Below are 17,734 nucleotides of genomic sequence, written 5' to 3' on the forward strand. Positions count from 1 at the left end.
ATTCTGTCATCGTAGTGTCTGTGTAAATAACTTTAGTTCAACTTATATAGATTAGATATCAGGAATGATTAGCAAATATCATAACTCACATTTTTGGGTATATTCCTAAAAGGAGGGATATTATGAAATTATTTAAACTGCCAATGATTCTTTGTGTTATAGTGCTTGTATCTATTGTCTCAGCTTGTGGTGCGGATGATAGGTTACACGGAAAGAGCGATAACTGGGATGTTTCTCTACAGAGATCAACAGGGAGCTATAGTATTACTTATATAGGTGATGAAAAGCGCATAAAGGATTTTGTGTTTGACCTTACCGGCAATAATATAGAACAACAGGGGAAAGCGCTTGAAGAACAAGGGGTACCATTCAGTATGTCGGGAACGGCTACTGAGGCGGAGAAAACGCAAGACTCGATTACCTTTAAAATGAGTTGGAACAATCAAAGCGAGATTGTAACGTTTGAGTAACTTTCGCATTCGGGAGGTGTTCATCAGTGGTTTGGTGGCAACTATTAATTGCGTGGATATGCATTATTTGTTTGATGATCACGTTCAAAGACAGGATCAGTAAATGGATATTGTACCCTGTATCGCTTTTTTGTATCGTGATCACTTTGATATTAGGGCTCTTTAAACCCTAAAAAGAAGAGATCACAAGTAAATTTACTTAATCATTTCTATAGTACATACCATACGTTAGGCCGTTCCTTCTGATATGCTCCCATCACAGTAGACAGTAGAAAAAAACAAAACTCTACTTCTACCATGATGGGAGTTTTTGTAATGTCCAAAAGAAGCCCGGTTTCATATGAAATCAAGATTCAGGTTGTAAGGCGTTGCCTGCAACATGAATCCAACCCCAACCATGAGGCAAAGCAACTGGGGGTCCATAAAAACACGGTTACCGATTGGATAAGAAAATACAAGGTAGATGGAGAAGAAGGATTAAGAGAATCGAGGGGATGGAAATCTTACTCCAAGGAGCTAAAGCTATCTGCCATTCAAGATGTACGCTCTGGCGAATACTCTGTACGAGCGGTGGTGAAAAAGTACCATATTTCGAGTAAATCTGTGTTAGAGAGCTGGATTTCCAAGTATACTGAAGGGGTGAAAATGAAACCAACTCGGAAAAGGATTGGATCCCCTCATATGAATAAAGGACGGAAAACGACTTACGAGGAACGTATTGAAATTGTACAATTCGCCATCGCCCATGATTTAGATTACCAGAAAGCCATCGACAAGTACGGTGTCTCTTACCAGCAAGTGTACGCATGGGTTCGTAAATATCAAGCGAGTGGTCATGAAGCTTTAAAAGACCTCCGAGGTCGTAAAAAGCCGCTAGAAGAGCTAGACGAACAGGAACGGCTAAAGCTTCGGATCAAGGAACTCGAGGCACGAAATGAGCATTTAGAAATGGAGAATGCACTCGCAAAAAAGTTGGCAGAGATCCGGCGAAGAAATACACGTTAACCTTTGTTCGACATGCAGACATCTATCAAGCGATTACAGAGCTGCATGCCGAGAAAGGGTATGCGGTCACCAAGCTCTGTGAGCTAGCAGGAATCGCCCGATCTGCCTATTATAAGTGGCTGAAATGGATGCCATCCGACAGGGAACTTGAAAACCTTGCACTAGCCAAGGAAGTCAAACTTCGCTATGACAAACGAAACGGGATACTCGGTTATCGCCAAATGCGTACTCAGTTGAATCGTAAGCTTAAAAAAAGGTACAACCGTAAACGGTATTACCGCATCATGCGAGCCCTTGAATTAAAGGCAGTGATTCGCAAAAAGCGGCCCAATTACGTGAAAGCTCCAACCCTTCATATCGCTGAGAATGTCATGAACCGAAAATTCCAAGCGGAGGTCGCCAACCAAAAGTGGTGCACCGATGTAACAGAGTTAAAATACGGAAATGGCCGTAAGGCCTATCTGAGTGCCATTATTGACGGTTATGACAACTCTATTGTTTCATGGGTGCTCAGCCACTCCAATAACAATGAGCTTGTCATGAACACGGTAAAGAAAGCTTATAAAAGAAACCCGAATGCTACGCCGCTCTTGCACAGTGATCGCGGCTTTCAATATACTTCGCTGGAATACAAACAACTTCAAAAGAGATACAAGTTTACAAAAAGTATGTCTCGTGTAAGCCGGTGTTTGGACAACCAACCCATTGAACGATTCTGGGGTACCTTTAAAGCAGAAAGCTTTTATCTGGAGAAGTACGATACGTATGACAGTCTCCTTCGTAGCGTAAGAACGTATATCCATTATTACAATAATTTTCGATACACGGAACGACTAAACGGCTTATCCCCAAACGAATATCGACGAGCAGTTTAATTAAGAAAAATAATCCCCTCAATATAACCGAGGGGATATTGAATACTAATGATTTTGTTTTTTTAGTCTGTCTACTTGACAGGGAGCACTTCATTCATGGAGCGGCCTTTTTCCCTTTTTACACAATGGGGTCTCATTTCGCAACAATTATTTCAAAAGTCGAGTGATCATGATCTTGAATGCTGAAGCGATATTCCAATCCATTTCGAACTGTCGCCCCATCAAAATCAGACTGATTCACATCACGATCTAATAGACCGATATCCTGGATGACATCTTGTGCATCGTTATATGTGTACTCACTATTGGTTGTGAGAATGAGTGTGGCGATAGCGGTCAAAAAAATTCCACCCGTTGGTTCGCTCGTATCACCAGTTCCATATAACCTGATTTCCTGTACGCTCTCATCCGCATTCACTGCACCAACCAAGCGTAACTCCTCATTGAATACATACTCGAAAGTGCCAGTGCCATGCTCGGAAGAGTCTTTCACATTCAAGCGGGTAATACTCAAACCATTCAGTCGGTATTTTCCTACGGCGCCATTAAACTTGTTTTTAAATTCATCGGTAGTCATGTGGAGGCCAGAAAGTTTAATCTGGGATGAAGGGGTCTGATCAACTTCAGACTGAGTAGAGTTCGAAGATAAAGTCAACATGCCATACAGTCCTATTGAAGCAATCGCAAAACAGGCCGTCGTTAGAAAAATATATCTGATCGGCAACCTATTGCCTTTGCGAATAGATAAGATCATCCCAACAACAAATCCCAAGAAAGCGATAAATCCAAGAATGAAGAGAGTGGTAAACAGATATTGCAAATTCTCACCTCGTAATAGAGTAATAGCTGGTACAAATCTTTCTTGCACCTCATTCATTATAATGTTCCCATGACAAAGTTCAAACTCCCACTACTCACTGCCCCAACAAAAAAAAGCACTGCCGGCATGCTGCCAGCAGTGCTTGCTTGATGTTATACAGGTCTTACCGTAAAGGTGAAGTGATACGCGCGGTTGGCTGGCAAGGTGAATTCGGCATGGGTACGTGCGCCCCAGCTGTCATCTCCGCCAACACCCATTTGTTTGTAATTAATGCGAGCGACAGTCTGCGTGCTTTGAGGTAATTTGTACACATGGTCGTTTGCTTCCAATTCCTCCGGTGTCCACGGCAACGCATTGATTTCAAATGGTATGGTGGCTTCAACATGAAGGCCAAGCTGACCATCCGCTGACGTAACTTCAGCAAAGCGTACATCCGTTTTGTTACCACACTCTTGTGGTTTCAGATATGGAACAAATTGATCTCGAACCGCACCTGTGTAATAACCGAGACGTGCACTGGTTAGGCGGTCTGCATAATTGTCATGCGGGCCTCTGCCGTACCAAGAGATTGTATCCAAGCGGTTATTCAGTTGCAGCAGCATACCGAATTCCGGTAGATCAGGTAAGCCTACGCCTGGAATAAGGGTTTGACTGATTTCCAATACACCATCCGCATCAATTCGGTATGTGATGGACAGCGTACATCCCGGATGTTGATCCCACGTATAATCGCTCGTTACGAGAATGCCTTGCTCGTCTGCATGGTGCTCAAAGCGAATTAATCTGCTGGTAGCGTGAGCATCTCTCCAGAAAGCAGAACGCTCGTTCAGGCGGTTCCCCATATCATTGTCTGTCATGGCTCTCCAGAAATTCGGCCGGACAGGTGCGAGCAATTGCTCCTGATTGTTAATCTGATAGGATGTTAACGCGCCAGTGGCTGGATTGAAGCTCAACCTGACTTGGCCTGTAGTCACTTTCAATTCATCTTGCAGATCCTGTACCTGCGGCGCATTGTCTTGTCCTTGACGTATCGGTTGGATTGGACGCAATCTCGGAGATACCACGAACTGATCCCAGGCAATCTCATGACCTACTCCTGCCCATTTGGTTGCGATTTTTGTAACCAGAGATACAGTCAGCACCGCTTCCTGGAACAGATCGGACGATGGAGTGTACGGGATTCGGACTTCAACCGATTCGCCAGGAGGTACCGCGATATCCAACGTGCCGTTCTCTACAGACTTGCCATCGTGAGTTACTGTCCATACGAGCGAATATTCGCTCAGATCCGTGAACAGGAACTGGTTTTTGATGCGCAGCAGGCCGTCTTTGACATCAACGGTTTCCATACGAACGTTCTGATAACATTTCTTCACTTCTTCCAGCTTCGGTGTAACCGTCTTATCCGCCAGAATCAGTCCGTTTCCGCAGAAATTGCCATCATGAGGAGATTCACCGAAATCGCCGCCATAAGCAAAATATTCTACACCGTCTGCTGTAGTGGTACGAATGGACTGATCGACCCAGTCCCAGATGAATGCACCCTGCAACACATCATATTTATCGAACAATTCCCAATACAGATGCAGACCTCCACAGGAGTTACCCATGGCATGGCTGTATTCGCAGATAATATAAGGTTTCTTCGGACCCTTCATGCGAGCATAATTCTCTACATTTTCAGGACTGATATACATTGTCGATTCAATATCACTTGCCGAATCAGAAGGGCGATAATGGAAAGTCCCTTCATAATGAACGAGACGGGTTGGATCGACTTGTTTCAGATAATCGTACATAGCGATGAAGTTATCGCCGCCGAAGGATTCATTACCCAGAGACCAGATAATAACAGACGGATGGTTTTTGTCCCGCTGGAACATCGAGTTACAGCGATCTATTACATTACTACGCCATTCCGGCTTGCTCGCGGGAATATTGTTCTCGTTCATTTCCTTTTGCCCATATTCCCAGGTACCGTGAGTTTCCAGATTCGTTTCGTCAATGACATAAAGGCCATATTCATCACACAGTTCGTACCAGAGTGACTGATTCGGATAATGGGATGTGCGCACCGCGTTAACGTTATAGGACTTCATCAACTCGATGTCACGGATCATGTCTTCCCGCCCGATGGCTCGACCCTTATCCGGGGAAAATTCATGACGATTGACGCCTTTAAATACAATGCGTTTGCCATTGATTTGCATCAGGCCGTCCTTCAGTTCAAACTTACGGAATCCGATCCGGCTGCGGACTGCTTCCAGTGTTTCGCCTGATTCGTCCTGAATGGATAGTACAAGTGTATACAGGTTAGGGGACTCAGCGCTCCATAGAAGCGGCTTCATAACCTCTGCTGACAAATTAAATGAAAGTTCATCCTGACCCTGAAAAGTAACGGCCGTAGTAAGTGGTTGCTTCAGTACAGTCTGCTGCTGTGCATCATACAACTGCGCCTGAACGGACAATCCGGCAGTATTCTGCGCAGCATTATAATTAAATAACTTCAGGTCCAGCAGTAGCTCCGCATCCTGGTACGCGTCATCCAGTTCAGTACGAACAAAGAAATCGGCGATCTGAACCGGTGAAGGTGAATGCAGGTATACACCACGGAAAATGCCGCTTAACCGCCAGAAATCCTGATTCTCCAGCCAGCTCGCATCACACCAGCGATATACCTCCACAGCGAGCTTGTTCTCACCTTCCGTTAGATACGAAGTGATATCGAATTCTGCGGGCGTGAACGTGTCTTCGCTATAACCGACCAGCTCCCCGTTCACCCATACATAAAAGGCGGATTCAACGCCCTCAAAGTGCAGCAGGACAGGCCGGTCTTTCCAGTCAGCAGGAACAGTAAACGTGCGGATGTACGAACCCACGGGATTATAAGTTGTTGGTGCAAATGGTGGCTTCAATTCAGGTTCACGCTCGACCCACGGATACGTCATATTTGTATAGTGGGGATAATCGTAACCTTGCAGCTGCCAGTTGGAAGGAACGGCAATCTCGTCCCAGTCACTGGCATCATAGTTGTTCTCATAAAAGGATGTAATCCGTTGCTCCGGTGTCTCCGCAAAGGCAAACTTCCATTGACCATTCAGTGATTCGTACCATGGCGATGCGCTGGAATCATTGGACAATGCTTCTGTTATAGATGGAAACGCTACCATAGAAGCATGTGCGGGTAGACGGTTTACTTGAAAAGTCTCGGGATTATTGTTCCATTCCGGGTATCCATTTGCCGGAGGGGTGTGTACCAGTTTCTTTCGCATAACAGCAACTCCTTCTGAAATGTTATAATATTGTCATTATAGAATTGAATGATGACTTAGAGAATAAAGAATATTGCCCATATATATCACAATATGAAACTAACGATGAAGAAAGTGGTGTACTGGATGGATACCCGGATTTTTTTTGGTAAAACAGAAGAAGCTGCTCGCCTGCCGATCTATATGACCACGGTTGGTTACTGGGAACATCAATATGAAACCGAGCGTCCAGAGGGATTCCCGGATTATCAGATCCACCAGATTATTCATGGTCAGGGGAGACTGATTATACAAGAAGACGAGTATATCGTCGGGCCGGGTGACGTTTTCTTTCTGTATCCCGATGTTCCGCATCGATATATGCCCATCAGTGACCGCTGGGAGCTGGCGTGGGTCTCGTTTCAGGGGAGAGAGGCCAGCCAGTTATTATCTTATGCGGGGATAACCGGTTCACGCGTATGCAGACTCAGGACAGCCACGCTGCTGCGTGGCCTGGAGCAACTTCTGGTTAGAGGAGAGAATGGCGGTGATACGGATTACGCAGATTACGATGTGGAATGCTCCAAACAATTATATGCCCTGCTGCTGGATCTGAAGCCACTGCTCATCGCATCCGCCAATTATAATGATGAACTGGAGCGCCTGAAGCCTGTGCTGCGTTATATCGCAGAGCATCTGGATCGTTCACTTTCGCTGAAGGAACTGGCCGATGTGGCTGTGGTATCTCCCCAATATTTGTGCAGGCTGTTTCAGAAGGCGCTCCATACCAGACCTGTATTTTACGTGAACCAGGAACGGATCAATCGAAGCAAACAACTTATGTTCAGTGAGAGAGAGCTTCGAATATATGAAGTAGCTGATCGGGTGGGTTACGAGAATGCCAGTTATTTCTGTGCGATGTTCAAAAGGCATACAGGCATGAGTCCAGAGCGTTTTCGCAAACTGCACGGGCTGAATTGAAAGTCTGCATGTTAATATTCATTTTGAATTTTGATCTGTTATTCATCCCAATTTCAGTTTCCATTAAGGTTGGGAAGGTAAGATAAGTCTTGTAAACCCCTTCTCGTGTTAAATAGATGTGTGACTGGCCCTATCGGATTGTCCTCCGGTAGGGCACTTTTTTTCTTCATTTCTTCGGTTGGTGGTATGATAGATGAATACATAATGTGTAACCAACTCTAGTGACCGGAGGATGGAATTGTGGATCACAGTTTGCACCCGTTGTTTAAGCCTATTCAGATGAATGGGACGTACCCTAACAGTTATTATGTTGAGCAAATACCTGCTGCCGGCCTGATGGCTTATGTGGCCTGTTATTGGGAATCAGGATCTCTTCCGAACACATATGCGGATTTTGCTAAGAGAGAAGGTCGAGAGCCATCGGTGATGACTGTGCCTGCCCGGGTATTGCCGGATGGTTGCACGGACATGCTGATCACATACGACCCGGTCTGTTCAAAGCACTCCTATGCTTACTGTGGCAATTATACACAGCCGTTCGCTGTACCTGAGCCAGCCGATGATGGTTCCCCTGCTGGAGACTACACCTTTGGTGTCCGGTTCTTCCCGGGTGGAGCGCATGTCTTCCATGGCATGCCACTGGAGTGGTTTACGGATAAGCGAATTACACTTCAGGAATGTTGGCCGGAGAAGCTGAACGGGCTTCAGGAACGGATGGCCGAAACGAATCATTTTGCAGAGCGAGTAGAGGTTATGAATGCGTACTTGAGTCCGTTGCCCGTGCAGGCAAGCACATCGGAGAACAATGTGATGAAAAACGTGCTGCACCGCATCTTTATAGATGGGGGACGTATGAGTGTCCAAGAGCTGGCGATGCGTGAAGTGATCAGTGAACGGCAGTTGCATCGCAAGTTCTCGGAATGGGTCGGAATCAGCCCCAAGCGATTCAGTGAGGTGGTTCGTTTTCATCGTGTGCTGAGTGATATTCATCAGGGGAACACGGCAGACTGGGCAATGCTTGCCCAGAATCATGGATTTTTTGACCAAGCCCATCTGATTCGGCAATTTCGCAAGTTTTATGGAGAGACTCCGTTGACGGCAGCCAGGGAGCATGGCAGAATGTTGTCCGATTTGTACAATAGATCTGCAGCACCTTCGGTTATACTGAAGTCGTGAGAATAAAAGATAAGGGAGACATCATATATGAATGGAACATTGCAGATTCGGGATCACTTGTTAAATGAATTAGAAACAGGCGTACGGACGGGGGCTTCGTTAATTCGCTTGATCCGTTCGGAGGATTGGTCTTATCGTCCACAGGAGAATATGCGTTCATTGGTGGAGCTAGTGCATCATTTTATCCAGATTACCGCATCCGATCTTGCCATTATGCAGGAAAAAGGTGAAGCTGAGGTTGGGCTGGTAGAGAATAGTCTGTCGGGGATTCAGGATATCGAGAAGCTTGAAGCAACGTTATGGAGCAATTTCGAATCCTACAAAGCTTATATCACGGGATTGAGCGAGGATGACTTTTTGAATCGTTCAACAAAAGCTTTTTATATGGAACATGGTCACTTGCAGGTTCAATGGCAGATTGAAACGGTAACGCATGTATTCCATCACCGTTCGCAGCTGTATAACTATCTCAAGCAGCAGGGCCATGAACTGAACTTTTTCATGCTGTATGCGTAATTAAACATGTAATATTAAAGTAAGCTTAGTTGGCTCCACCGGATGGTCCGGTGGGGCTTTTTTTGCGTACATTCGTCTATCAATCTATGGAGTCTATCAAAATTGGACATTATGACACTGGTAATTCACCGTTGCTTTAATAGATTTCAAGCATAGAATACCGTATCAAAGCAAAAGGAGGTGATTTCAATGGCCATCCTTTTACCGATACAAAATTACAACCTTCCTGCCGGAGTAGGCAAGTCCTACTACGAAAACCTGGCTGGAGGCACAAATGCCAGCGCTACAGTGAACAACGTTGGACCTTTTCCGGTATCTCTCGTGATCACACGTGTTAATGAACCTGTAGTCACTTACGTTGTTCCTGTAAACAGCAGCCTTACCATTTCTGCAGGTGGAGTTCTGGTGTTTGCCTTGTTAGCTAACCTTGGAGGCGCAGCTTCCGGAACAATTCAATTCGCCGTAGGAGATTTGTAATTGGTGTGGACTGGAATGGCCTCTGTCGGACATTTTGTCGGCAGGGGTCTTCTTTTTTTATGGATATACATAGATTTAAATTAAATAAGTGGCTGGTTTACGATCATCTGTAATACGTATTACCTTTAAACTTTAACAGCGCCTTTATACAGGTTTGTTTACTTTGGCGTTCATTCGATTAATTTAAGGTATAAGCTGCACGTGAACTGGTGTTGGCATACAGGAGGTTAGTCGATGATGAACAGAACAATCTTATTTGAAACGGAACGACTGGAATGTGCGACTTGGAACGAAGGAGATCGTGCGCTGGCGTTTGCATTGTGGGGCGATCATGAGGTTGCCAAATGGATTAGCAGCAAGGGATTTCTGAGCGAGGATGAAGTAGAAGCGCGATTGACACAGGAGATTCAAAGGCAGAAGGAAGCGGGTGTGCAATATTGGCCCCTATTCGAGAAAGAGTCGGAGGTGTTTGTTGGTTGCTGTGGCCTGCGTCCGTATTCTCCAGAAGAGGAGATCTATGAATTGGGATTTCATCTAACCCGGGATCACTGGGGCAAAGGGTATGCTCAGGAAGCTGCGCGGGCGGTGATTGGTTATGCCTTTGACAAAATGAATGTGAAGGCACTGTTTGCCGGACATCATCCGGATAATGAAGTGTCACGTCATATTTTGATCAAGCTGGGATTTGAGTATACAGGTGATGAACGCTATGAACCGACAGGAAAGATGCATCCATCGTATGTGCTGCGAAAATAAGAAACCCCTGACCAATGAAGGACAGGGATTACGTGTTAGGCGATGCTGAATAATACGGTTTTGGCTCCGACAAGTGTAGATCCGCTGTTAACAAAATAATAGTTGGAGGCGGCATCCAGCGTTAAAGGTCCTGTCCAGGTGATCGTAGCAAACTGACTGCTGAATATGCCGGTGGGCGGGACATCGCTAAGCGCGAGTGTAACAGTCACGTCGCCATTAATTGTCGAGTTGGTGATGTGTGAGTATCCTCTGACGTTAATCGTGCTGTCCGAAGTACTATCTACCATCCGTTGAATATTCAAACCGGTATGAATCATCGTATTGATCCGACTGTGATACAGGTACGTGTTCAGATTGCCCATATGACCGTCTTGCACGATATTTCCAACGACTCTTGCATTGAGTAACTGAAATTCAATCGTAGTAAACGGGTCGACCATGTCGACGTTCTGAAAAGAGACGTTGCCGCTTATGATGGCGCCATCGGTGTAGTTGGTGTGTGTGCTGACCGAGGTACCATCATTGAATGTGCCAATTACGGTAACAGGCCGGGCATCAAACGCAGGTCCTTGGACCAGATAGACATCTTCCGCGGCTTGGCTCGTCTGAATCGTGACATTACGTGGAGTAGAAGAAGCAAAGTTCGCCAGATCCGAATTTCCGAGTTGCCAGGGGCCAAGTCCCAGAATTTGCACATGTCTTGCGGGTGGAATGACAATATCTTCATCGAACGAAGAATTGCAGGCAATCAGAATAATCAAACGGGCTCTCATGCCAAAGGTCATTGCAAGCGGGCTGCTTGTAGCTGCATCAATGGCAGCCTGAAGAGAGTTGAATGGATCAAACGGCGATCCGGTACCTGGACCAGGTGCGCTGGAATCAGCCCAGTAGATCGTCTGCCCCCACTCGAAATTCGCAGTTCCTCCTCCAGCTCCTAGCAATTCCGCTGATACCAGGCGATGAGCAGCGACCAGTTGTCCTGCTGTATTTTTGCCCCACATCGAAATCTCAGTTGAGCTCTCCGCCAGGCCACTGGTAGTAAAAATGAATTCGAAGCCAGCCAGGTTGGCATAGTAACTTTTGGTGAAAACTTCATTGGGCCCCAGCGTAATGGCTTCCTGTACATACAAGGTTCGTGTTCCGTTCAGTACATACCCTTCGATTAGAATATCCGAGGCGTTGACAGGATCGTGATTATCAATTTTGACGGTTACCGTTGTAGTTCTTACTCCGGCTACTAGATTATTCTCAATCGGTCCGGATGAGATTGTGGCCATCTGATTTCCCCCCCCTTTTTTTTATAGAGTTAGTTCATTCGAAACAATGCGATGTGCGGTGACGATTTGCCCGGCGCTGTCTTTTCCCCACACTGAAATTTCAGTCAATGCGGCTGCGTCTCCACTCGTTGTGAATACATATTCGTATCCATCCAGGTTGGCATAGTAGGTTTGAGAGAAGACTTGCCCGGGGGTCAGATTGACGGATTGAAGCACGTATAAGGTCCTCGTTCCATTCAGTGAATAACCTTCAATGAGTACATTGGACGTATTGATGGAATCGGTGTTTACGATTAGGATCGTGACTTGTTGTGTAGGCCTGCTGCCACCAGAGAGGTTGTTCTCGATCGGGCCTGTAGAAAGGACTGCCATAGGTTCAACTCCTTTTTTATGAATGACTTTCCCTGAGAAAAGCTAGAATAGCATATGTTAGAATCGACAAAAGCGTTTGGACAGAGAGATAGATGTACTGAATGAAAAGGAGGTACTCAATCTTCTGTCCAAGGGGATATATGTTTTCATGCTTTTTTTATTTCGCTTTCAGCTTCTATTAAGGTAGCAGAGGTAAGATAAGTCTTGTAAACCCCTTCTCGTGTTAAATAGATGTGTGACTGACCCCGCCGGGCGCCGGTGGGGTATTTTTTTGTTTTATTTTCAAATAAACAAAGCTAAACAAAAATAAATAAAAGATCATTTCTGTGTTTTTTATTGACTACCAAAGATAAACAAAGGTATAATGAATGTGAAATAAAGAACTTACTATGTACGTGGCAAGCCATTTGATTTTCAATATAAGGAGAGATTGATCATGAACGTGACCCTTACCAATGAAACAACGCAGACTGCAGGTTTCCATATTCCATTTGTCCGTGAGATGGCTGAGATTACACAACATATGTGGAAAAATGGCTGGGATGAGCGTAATGGCGGTAATGTCAGCTATCTGCTGGAGGAAGAGGAAGTTGCCCAATATATTGATATCCATCATGTGATTCGCAAGATCAAACCGGCATTTTCGGTGCAAGAGCTGGCAGGCAAGTATTTTATCGTAACCGCATCGGGCAAATATTTCAAAAATGTACTCGCTGATCCCGAAAGCAATCTGGGGTTGCTACGTGTATCGCAAGATGGTCAGGAACTGGAAGTGCTGTGGGGATTGAAGTCGGGGGCGAACCCAACAAGTGAATTGCCTACACATTTCATGAGCCATATTGAACGTCTGAAATTGGACCCGAACCACCGTGTTGTTATGCACAATCATGCGACTCATGTGCTGGCGATGACGTTTATCCACGAATTGGATGAGGCAACATTCACGAAGACGTTGTGGCAGATGTGCACGGAGTGTGTGGTTGTATTCCCGGATGGAATTGGCATTATTCCATGGATGATTCCTGGATCGAATGAGATTGGCCGCGAAACGGCTGAGAAAATGAAAGAATATCACGCGGTCATCTGGCCGCAACATGGCATCTTTGGAACAGGCACAACGATTGATGAGGCTTTTGGTCTGATTGAGACGATTGAGAAGGCAGCCCAGGTGTTTATGCTGGTTGCCGGTCACGAGATCCGGCAGAGAATTACGGATGAGCAGCTGACCACACTGGCGCAAGCATTTGGTGTTACCCCTCGTCCCGGAATTCTGGGCAGTTAAAATAGTCAACGCATAGATCAAGGAAGTGGTCTTTGGTTCATTGAACCGAAGCCCATTTCCTTTTTTTTTGACGAACAATCGTCATTTTGGTTCAAAAAAGTTCAAATTGCTGAACAAGAATGGCTTTGTTATCGATTATTGAATCGTAGAATGCATTATCACGCGCTGGCGAATTTCGGGTGAGCTGACGTATTGTCAATGGCTCTGCGATTTTGCATAATAACAATGCTTCACAGATGAGAGACGGAAGGAAGTTATGATCATGCTTGGCAAAATGAAGAGAATCTTAATAGGCAAGCCCATGAAATCGGCTGAACTGGATGGAGAAAAATTGGGGAAATGGAAGGCACTCGCCATCCTGTCCTCAGATGCCCTATCGTCCGTTGCCTACGGTACGGAACAGATTTTGCTGGTGCTCGTTGCGGCCGGATTCGCCGCCCTGTGGTACTCTGTTCCGATTTCCATCGCCGTGCTGGGATTACTCGTCATTTTAATTTTTTCCTATCGCCAGACGATATTTGCTTATCCAACAGGGGGCGGCGCTTATATCGTAGCCAAGGATAACCTGGGTACAACATCCAGTCTGATTGCCGGAGGATCTCTGCTGGTCGATTATATTCTGACCGTTGCGGTAAGTTCGTCCGCAGGGACGGATGCGATTACGTCGGCTTTTCCTATGCTGCATGACTACAGTGTTGTGATTGCTCTGATTATGATAGTTTTTCTAACGATTATGAATTTGCGGGGAGTAACGGAGTCAGCGTCTGTGCTGGCGATCCCGATTTATCTCTTTATCTTTTCGATTGCGGTTCTGATTATCTCGGGCGGAATCAAATTTCTTGCCGGGGGGATGGAAGCAGCTGCACCTGAATTCGGAACAAGTCTATCCCATGTAAGTATGTTTCTATTATTGAAAGCATTCAGCTCCGGTTGTTCGGCCTTGACTGGTGTGGAAGCGGTAAGTAACGCAATCCCGAACTTCAAGCAGCCAGCCGAGAAAAATGCCGCAGGTACATTACTGCTTATGGGTTGTATATTGGGAGCCATGTTCATCGGCATCACTTTACTGGCTTATGGATATGGAGTGAAGCCTGATCCCAAAGCAACGGTCATTTCCCAGATTGCTGAAGCAACATTTGGCAGGGGCACGATGTATTTTATCATCCAGGGTGTAACGGCACTGATCCTGTTCCTGGCAGCCAACACAGCTTATTCGGCTTTTCCGCTGTTATCCTTCATGATGGCAAAGGATAAATACATGCCGCATGCATTTATGGTCAGAGGTGACCGGCTTGGTTTCTCAAACGGGATCATTTTCCTCAGTGTGATGTCTGCGCTACTGGTGGTCGGGTTCAAAGGAAATACGGAAAGCCTGATTCCGCTCTATGCGGTAGGGGTGTTCATTCCATTTACCCTGTCACAGCTCGGTATGATGATTCGCTGGATCAAAGTGAAGCCATCTGGCTGGCAGATGAAGTTACTGGTCAATACCGTCGGTATGCTGACTACATTATCGATTACCCTGATCTTTATTTTCACCAAGTTCACGCAGACATGGGTCATCTTTATCTTTTTGCCACTCGTTGTTTATGTGTTCATGCGTATTCACCGTCATTATTGCAACATCGCCGATGAGCTGCGGATTGATATTCAGGTAGATAAGCCAGCCAAGAAAGGCAATACGATAGTCATTCCTGTTGCGGGCATTACCCGGGTCGTCATGAATACGATCAGTTACGCCCAGACGATGTCGGATCACGTGGTCGCACTCTACATTGGCTTCGATGATGAGGCGATACGCAAGATGGAGCAGAAGTGGGAGGAGTGGAATCCAGGTGTTCGTCTGGTTGTGATCAAATCGAGATACCGCAGCATTATGGGGCCGCTCAAGAAATTCATTGATACCGTAGAGTGGAAAACGGCTGAGACCGATCACATCACCGTATTAATCCCGCAATTCATCACCAAGCACTGGTGGCAAAATGTACTGCACAACCAGACCAGCTTCATGATCCGGGCCTATCTGATCAATTACAAAGACGTGATTGTCACCACGGTGCCATATCATCTTAATCGTTAACTCAAACGGTTAATCGCTTAACCGGGGTTGAAAGATTTACAGATTATTGTAAAATGAGTCACTTTCATTAATAGGCAAACGTTCATATTCCATTTACACATCCAACTGCAGGGACATCTCCAAACAGGGGAGTTCTTGCGGTTTTTTGTCATGAAATCCGGTCTGGATACCGCTTTCGAATGGATACACATTTCCGTAAAGTCCCTTGTCCATGATTAACGTTACGTTGATTCAGAATGAATTTTGCAGTGACATTTGACTCGTACACTAGATAACGTGGTGCTGAAGTTAATATAACATTTCACACACACTGAATGCGTGAAACAAGGGGGAAGAAAATCCGATGAGTGAGCTTGATAACCGGATCAGCTTGCCCGCCGCCAAACGGCGCGTATCCGGTACGAGTGCGCGCCGGACAGCCTCGCTGCGTGTGCAGCGAATGCGGGAGAATCTGCTGGCCTATGGTTTCCTGGCACCATCGCTGCTTTTGTTTGCAGTGTTTCTGTTTTACCCGATGTTTAAATCTGTGTATCTCAGTCTGCATTCCACAGATCCGACGGGACAGATTGCGGCTTATGTAGGACTGGATAACTTCAAGGCTGTGTTCCAATCAGGACTGTTTATGCAAGGGATGAAAGTGACGTTACTATTTGTGCTGTTTACAGTCCCCACAGGTATGTTGGCTGCTCTGATTCTGGCTGCACTGACTCACAACCGGTTCAAGGGAATGCGTGTGTTCCAATTTGTATTTTCTCTGCCCGTGGTGTTATCCGTCGGTTCGTCAGCGGTGATCTGGAAGTTTCTATTCCATCCGACCCTGGGCATGCTGAATTATCTGCTTGGCAAAGTAGGTATTGATCCAATTCCTTGGCTTACCAGCCCGGATTGGGCGTTGATCTCGATCTCCATCATGACAATCTGGATGAATCTAGGGTTCAACTACATTATTCTATCCAGTGGTCTGGCAGGCATCCCGGATGAGATCTATGAAAGTGCCAAGATTGACGGTGCAGGACCATTGCTGACGTTTCGCAAAATTTCGATGCCGCTACTGTCACCAACGTTATTCTTTGTCACGGTTGTATCGATCATTGGTGCTTTTCAATCGTTCGGTCAGATCAACATTCTAACCCGGGGTGGCCCGATGGACAGTACAAATGTTTTTGTATATTCCATCTATCAGGAAGCCTTCGTTAATTTCCGCTTTGGTACAGGTAGTGCACAGGCGCTGATCCTGTTTGTGGTGATTATGCTGCTGACCCTGATCCAGTTCAAATGGGTAGAAAGGAAAGTGCATTACCAATGAGTGCGACATGGACCAAAACGCTGTTGTATGTATTACTGACGATCTGTGCAGCGCTTGTATTGTATCCGGTGATGTACACCTTTTTCATGGCCGTGATGACGCCGGAAGATGCGAGTGCTTATCCGCCGCATATCATTCCAAATTCAATCGATCTGTCCAACTTTAGCGAAGTATTCGATATTGTTCCGATCGGTCGATTTATCGGCAATACCTTTCTTGTCGCAGGACTGACAACGCTTGGTCAATTGATTACAGCGAGTATGGCAGCCTATGCTTTTGCGAAAATGCAGTTCAAAGGCAAAAACTTCATCTTCAGCATGTTTGTCGCAACGATGATGATTCCATGGGAAGTGACGATGATCCCCAACTACCTGACAGTTCGCAGCTGGGGCTGGCTGGATAGTTACCAGGGGCTTACCGTGCCGTTTCTGGCAACGGCGTTTGGTACATTCCTGCTGAGACAGTTCTTCATGCAACTGCCCAAGGAATTGTTCGAGGCAGCGAGGATCGACGGTTGTGGTCATATCCGCTATTTTATATCGCACGTCTTGCCATTGTCCCGTCCGGCACTTGGAACACTGGCAATCTATTCATTCTTAAGCATGTACAATTCGTATCTCTGGCCGCTGCTGGTGACAAATACACCAGAAATGAGAACCGCACAGATCGGGATCTCGATGCTGGAGTTCCAGGAATCCACGGCGTGGAATCTTGTATTTGCCGGAACAGCAATGGTCATTCTACCATCCTTGCTGTTATTGATCTTCGGGTTGAAACAGCTTGTCCGCGGAATGGCCGCAGGCGCGCTGAAGGGGTAAGAGGGGTAAGTTTTAATACTATTTAATTGAATTGAAGTGGAAGCTCTGAAGGTTTTGATCTAAAGATTTTAATTTAGAGGTTTTGAATTAAACCTTGTATTTTCGTACAAGGTCTACAGTTTTAGATACCAGGAGCGAATAAAATGAGGCTCGTGCTTCAAATAAAATGTTGAAATGAACGACGGTAGTAGTGGAGGGGACGAAATCGATTCTGAAGAAGCAAAGCGTTCGCCTTTATCACCGGATTTTCCCCTTTGAAAGGGGGGATGAAA

At 45.8% G+C, this 17,734-nt stretch carries 15 protein-coding genes and 1 pseudogene; 12 read left to right on the forward strand and 4 right to left on the reverse strand.

Translation table 11 applies throughout. The features are described 5' to 3' along the window. Nucleotides 1-122 precede the first annotated feature (122 nt). The 3 genes and pseudogenes from MKY66_RS06815 to MKY66_RS06825 all read left to right on the forward strand — a co-directional run. Nucleotides 123-470 (forward strand): hypothetical protein, encoded by a 348-nt coding sequence (locus MKY66_RS06815; RefSeq protein ID WP_076209647.1) that lies wholly within the window; start codon nucleotides 123-125, stop codon nucleotides 468-470. Between the two features lie 315 nt (nucleotides 471-785). Beyond that, entirely contained in the window at nucleotides 786-1,475 is a 690-nt protein-coding gene (locus MKY66_RS06820; protein WP_076209648.1) for a helix-turn-helix domain-containing protein, read from the forward strand. Nucleotides 1,476-1,489: 14 nt separating this feature from the next. Then, nucleotides 1,490-2,350: pseudogene (locus MKY66_RS06825) on the forward strand (IS3 family transposase); the annotation flags it as partial. 133 nt (nucleotides 2,351-2,483) lie between these two features. Here the strand turns inward: MKY66_RS06825 and MKY66_RS06830 are convergent. Further along, nucleotides 2,484-3,227 (reverse strand): hypothetical protein, encoded by a 744-nt coding sequence (locus tag MKY66_RS06830; RefSeq protein WP_076216926.1) that lies wholly within the window; start codon nucleotides 3,225-3,227, stop codon nucleotides 2,484-2,486. 95 nt (nucleotides 3,228-3,322) lie between these two features. After that, nucleotides 3,323-6,442 carry a glycoside hydrolase family 2 TIM barrel-domain containing protein gene (locus tag MKY66_RS06835; RefSeq protein WP_076216925.1) on the reverse strand — a complete coding sequence of 1,040 codons (3,120 nt, stop codon included), beginning with the start codon at nucleotides 6,440-6,442 and terminating at the stop codon, nucleotides 3,323-3,325. Between the two features lie 105 nt (nucleotides 6,443-6,547). Between MKY66_RS06835 and MKY66_RS06840 the strand changes: the two genes are divergently transcribed. The 5 genes from MKY66_RS06840 to MKY66_RS06860 all read left to right on the forward strand — a co-directional run bounded on the left by MKY66_RS06840 (nucleotide 6,548) and on the right by MKY66_RS06860 (nucleotide 10,327). Further along, nucleotides 6,548-7,402: an AraC family transcriptional regulator gene (locus MKY66_RS06840; protein ID WP_256704385.1), complete on the forward strand. Its 855-nt coding sequence runs from the start codon at nucleotides 6,548-6,550 to the stop codon at nucleotides 7,400-7,402. Nucleotides 7,403-7,642: 240 nt separating this feature from the next. Continuing rightward, nucleotides 7,643-8,578, forward strand: coding sequence for a helix-turn-helix domain-containing protein (locus tag MKY66_RS06845; protein WP_076216924.1), 936 nt, complete (start codon nucleotides 7,643-7,645; stop codon nucleotides 8,576-8,578). A 27-nt stretch (nucleotides 8,579-8,605) separates the two neighbouring features. Continuing rightward, on the forward strand, nucleotides 8,606-9,094 hold the full coding sequence (locus MKY66_RS06850; RefSeq protein WP_076216923.1) for a DinB family protein: 489 nt from the start codon (nucleotides 8,606-8,608) through the stop codon (nucleotides 9,092-9,094). Between the two features lie 189 nt (nucleotides 9,095-9,283). Next, the gene (locus tag MKY66_RS06855; RefSeq protein WP_076216922.1) at nucleotides 9,284-9,571 is read left to right on the forward strand and encodes a hypothetical protein; all 288 of its coding nucleotides are present in this window, start codon (nucleotides 9,284-9,286) and stop codon (nucleotides 9,569-9,571) included. Between the two features lie 234 nt (nucleotides 9,572-9,805). Beyond that, nucleotides 9,806-10,327: a GNAT family N-acetyltransferase gene (locus MKY66_RS06860; protein ID WP_083657414.1), complete on the forward strand. Its 522-nt coding sequence runs from the start codon at nucleotides 9,806-9,808 to the stop codon at nucleotides 10,325-10,327. A 35-nt stretch (nucleotides 10,328-10,362) separates the two neighbouring features. Here the strand turns inward: MKY66_RS06860 and MKY66_RS06865 are convergent, their stop codons facing one another. Continuing rightward, entirely contained in the window at nucleotides 10,363-11,604 is a 1,242-nt protein-coding gene (locus tag MKY66_RS06865; RefSeq protein ID WP_076216921.1) for a hypothetical protein, read from the reverse strand. 21 nt (nucleotides 11,605-11,625) lie between these two features. Continuing rightward, on the reverse strand, nucleotides 11,626-11,976 hold the full coding sequence (locus MKY66_RS06870) for a hypothetical protein (RefSeq protein WP_076216920.1): 351 nt from the start codon (nucleotides 11,974-11,976) through the stop codon (nucleotides 11,626-11,628). A gap of 436 nt (nucleotides 11,977-12,412) precedes the next feature. On the opposite strand from MKY66_RS06870, the gene rhaD reads away from it, so the two are divergent. The 4 genes from rhaD (at nucleotide 12,413) to MKY66_RS06890 (ending at nucleotide 17,462) form a co-directional block, all read left to right on the forward strand. Continuing rightward, entirely contained in the window at nucleotides 12,413-13,258 is an 846-nt protein-coding gene (gene rhaD / locus MKY66_RS06875; protein ID WP_076216919.1) for a rhamnulose-1-phosphate aldolase, read from the forward strand. A 262-nt stretch (nucleotides 13,259-13,520) separates the two neighbouring features. Next, a complete protein-coding gene (locus MKY66_RS06880; RefSeq protein WP_076216918.1) occupies nucleotides 13,521-15,338 on the forward strand; it encodes an APC family permease in 1,818 nt (605 codons plus the stop codon). A 343-nt stretch (nucleotides 15,339-15,681) separates the two neighbouring features. After that, nucleotides 15,682-16,644 (forward strand): sugar ABC transporter permease, encoded by a 963-nt coding sequence (locus MKY66_RS06885; RefSeq protein ID WP_047842000.1) that lies wholly within the window; start codon nucleotides 15,682-15,684, stop codon nucleotides 16,642-16,644. Further along, entirely contained in the window at nucleotides 16,641-17,462 is an 822-nt protein-coding gene (locus MKY66_RS06890; RefSeq protein WP_076216917.1) for a carbohydrate ABC transporter permease, read from the forward strand. The genes MKY66_RS06885 and MKY66_RS06890 overlap by 4 nt, the downstream gene beginning before the upstream one ends. Nucleotides 17,463-17,734: the final 272 nt, after the last annotated feature.

This window comes from Paenibacillus sp. FSL R5-0766 (genome assembly GCF_037971845.1).
Lineage (GTDB): Bacteria > Bacillota > Bacilli > Paenibacillales > Paenibacillaceae > Paenibacillus.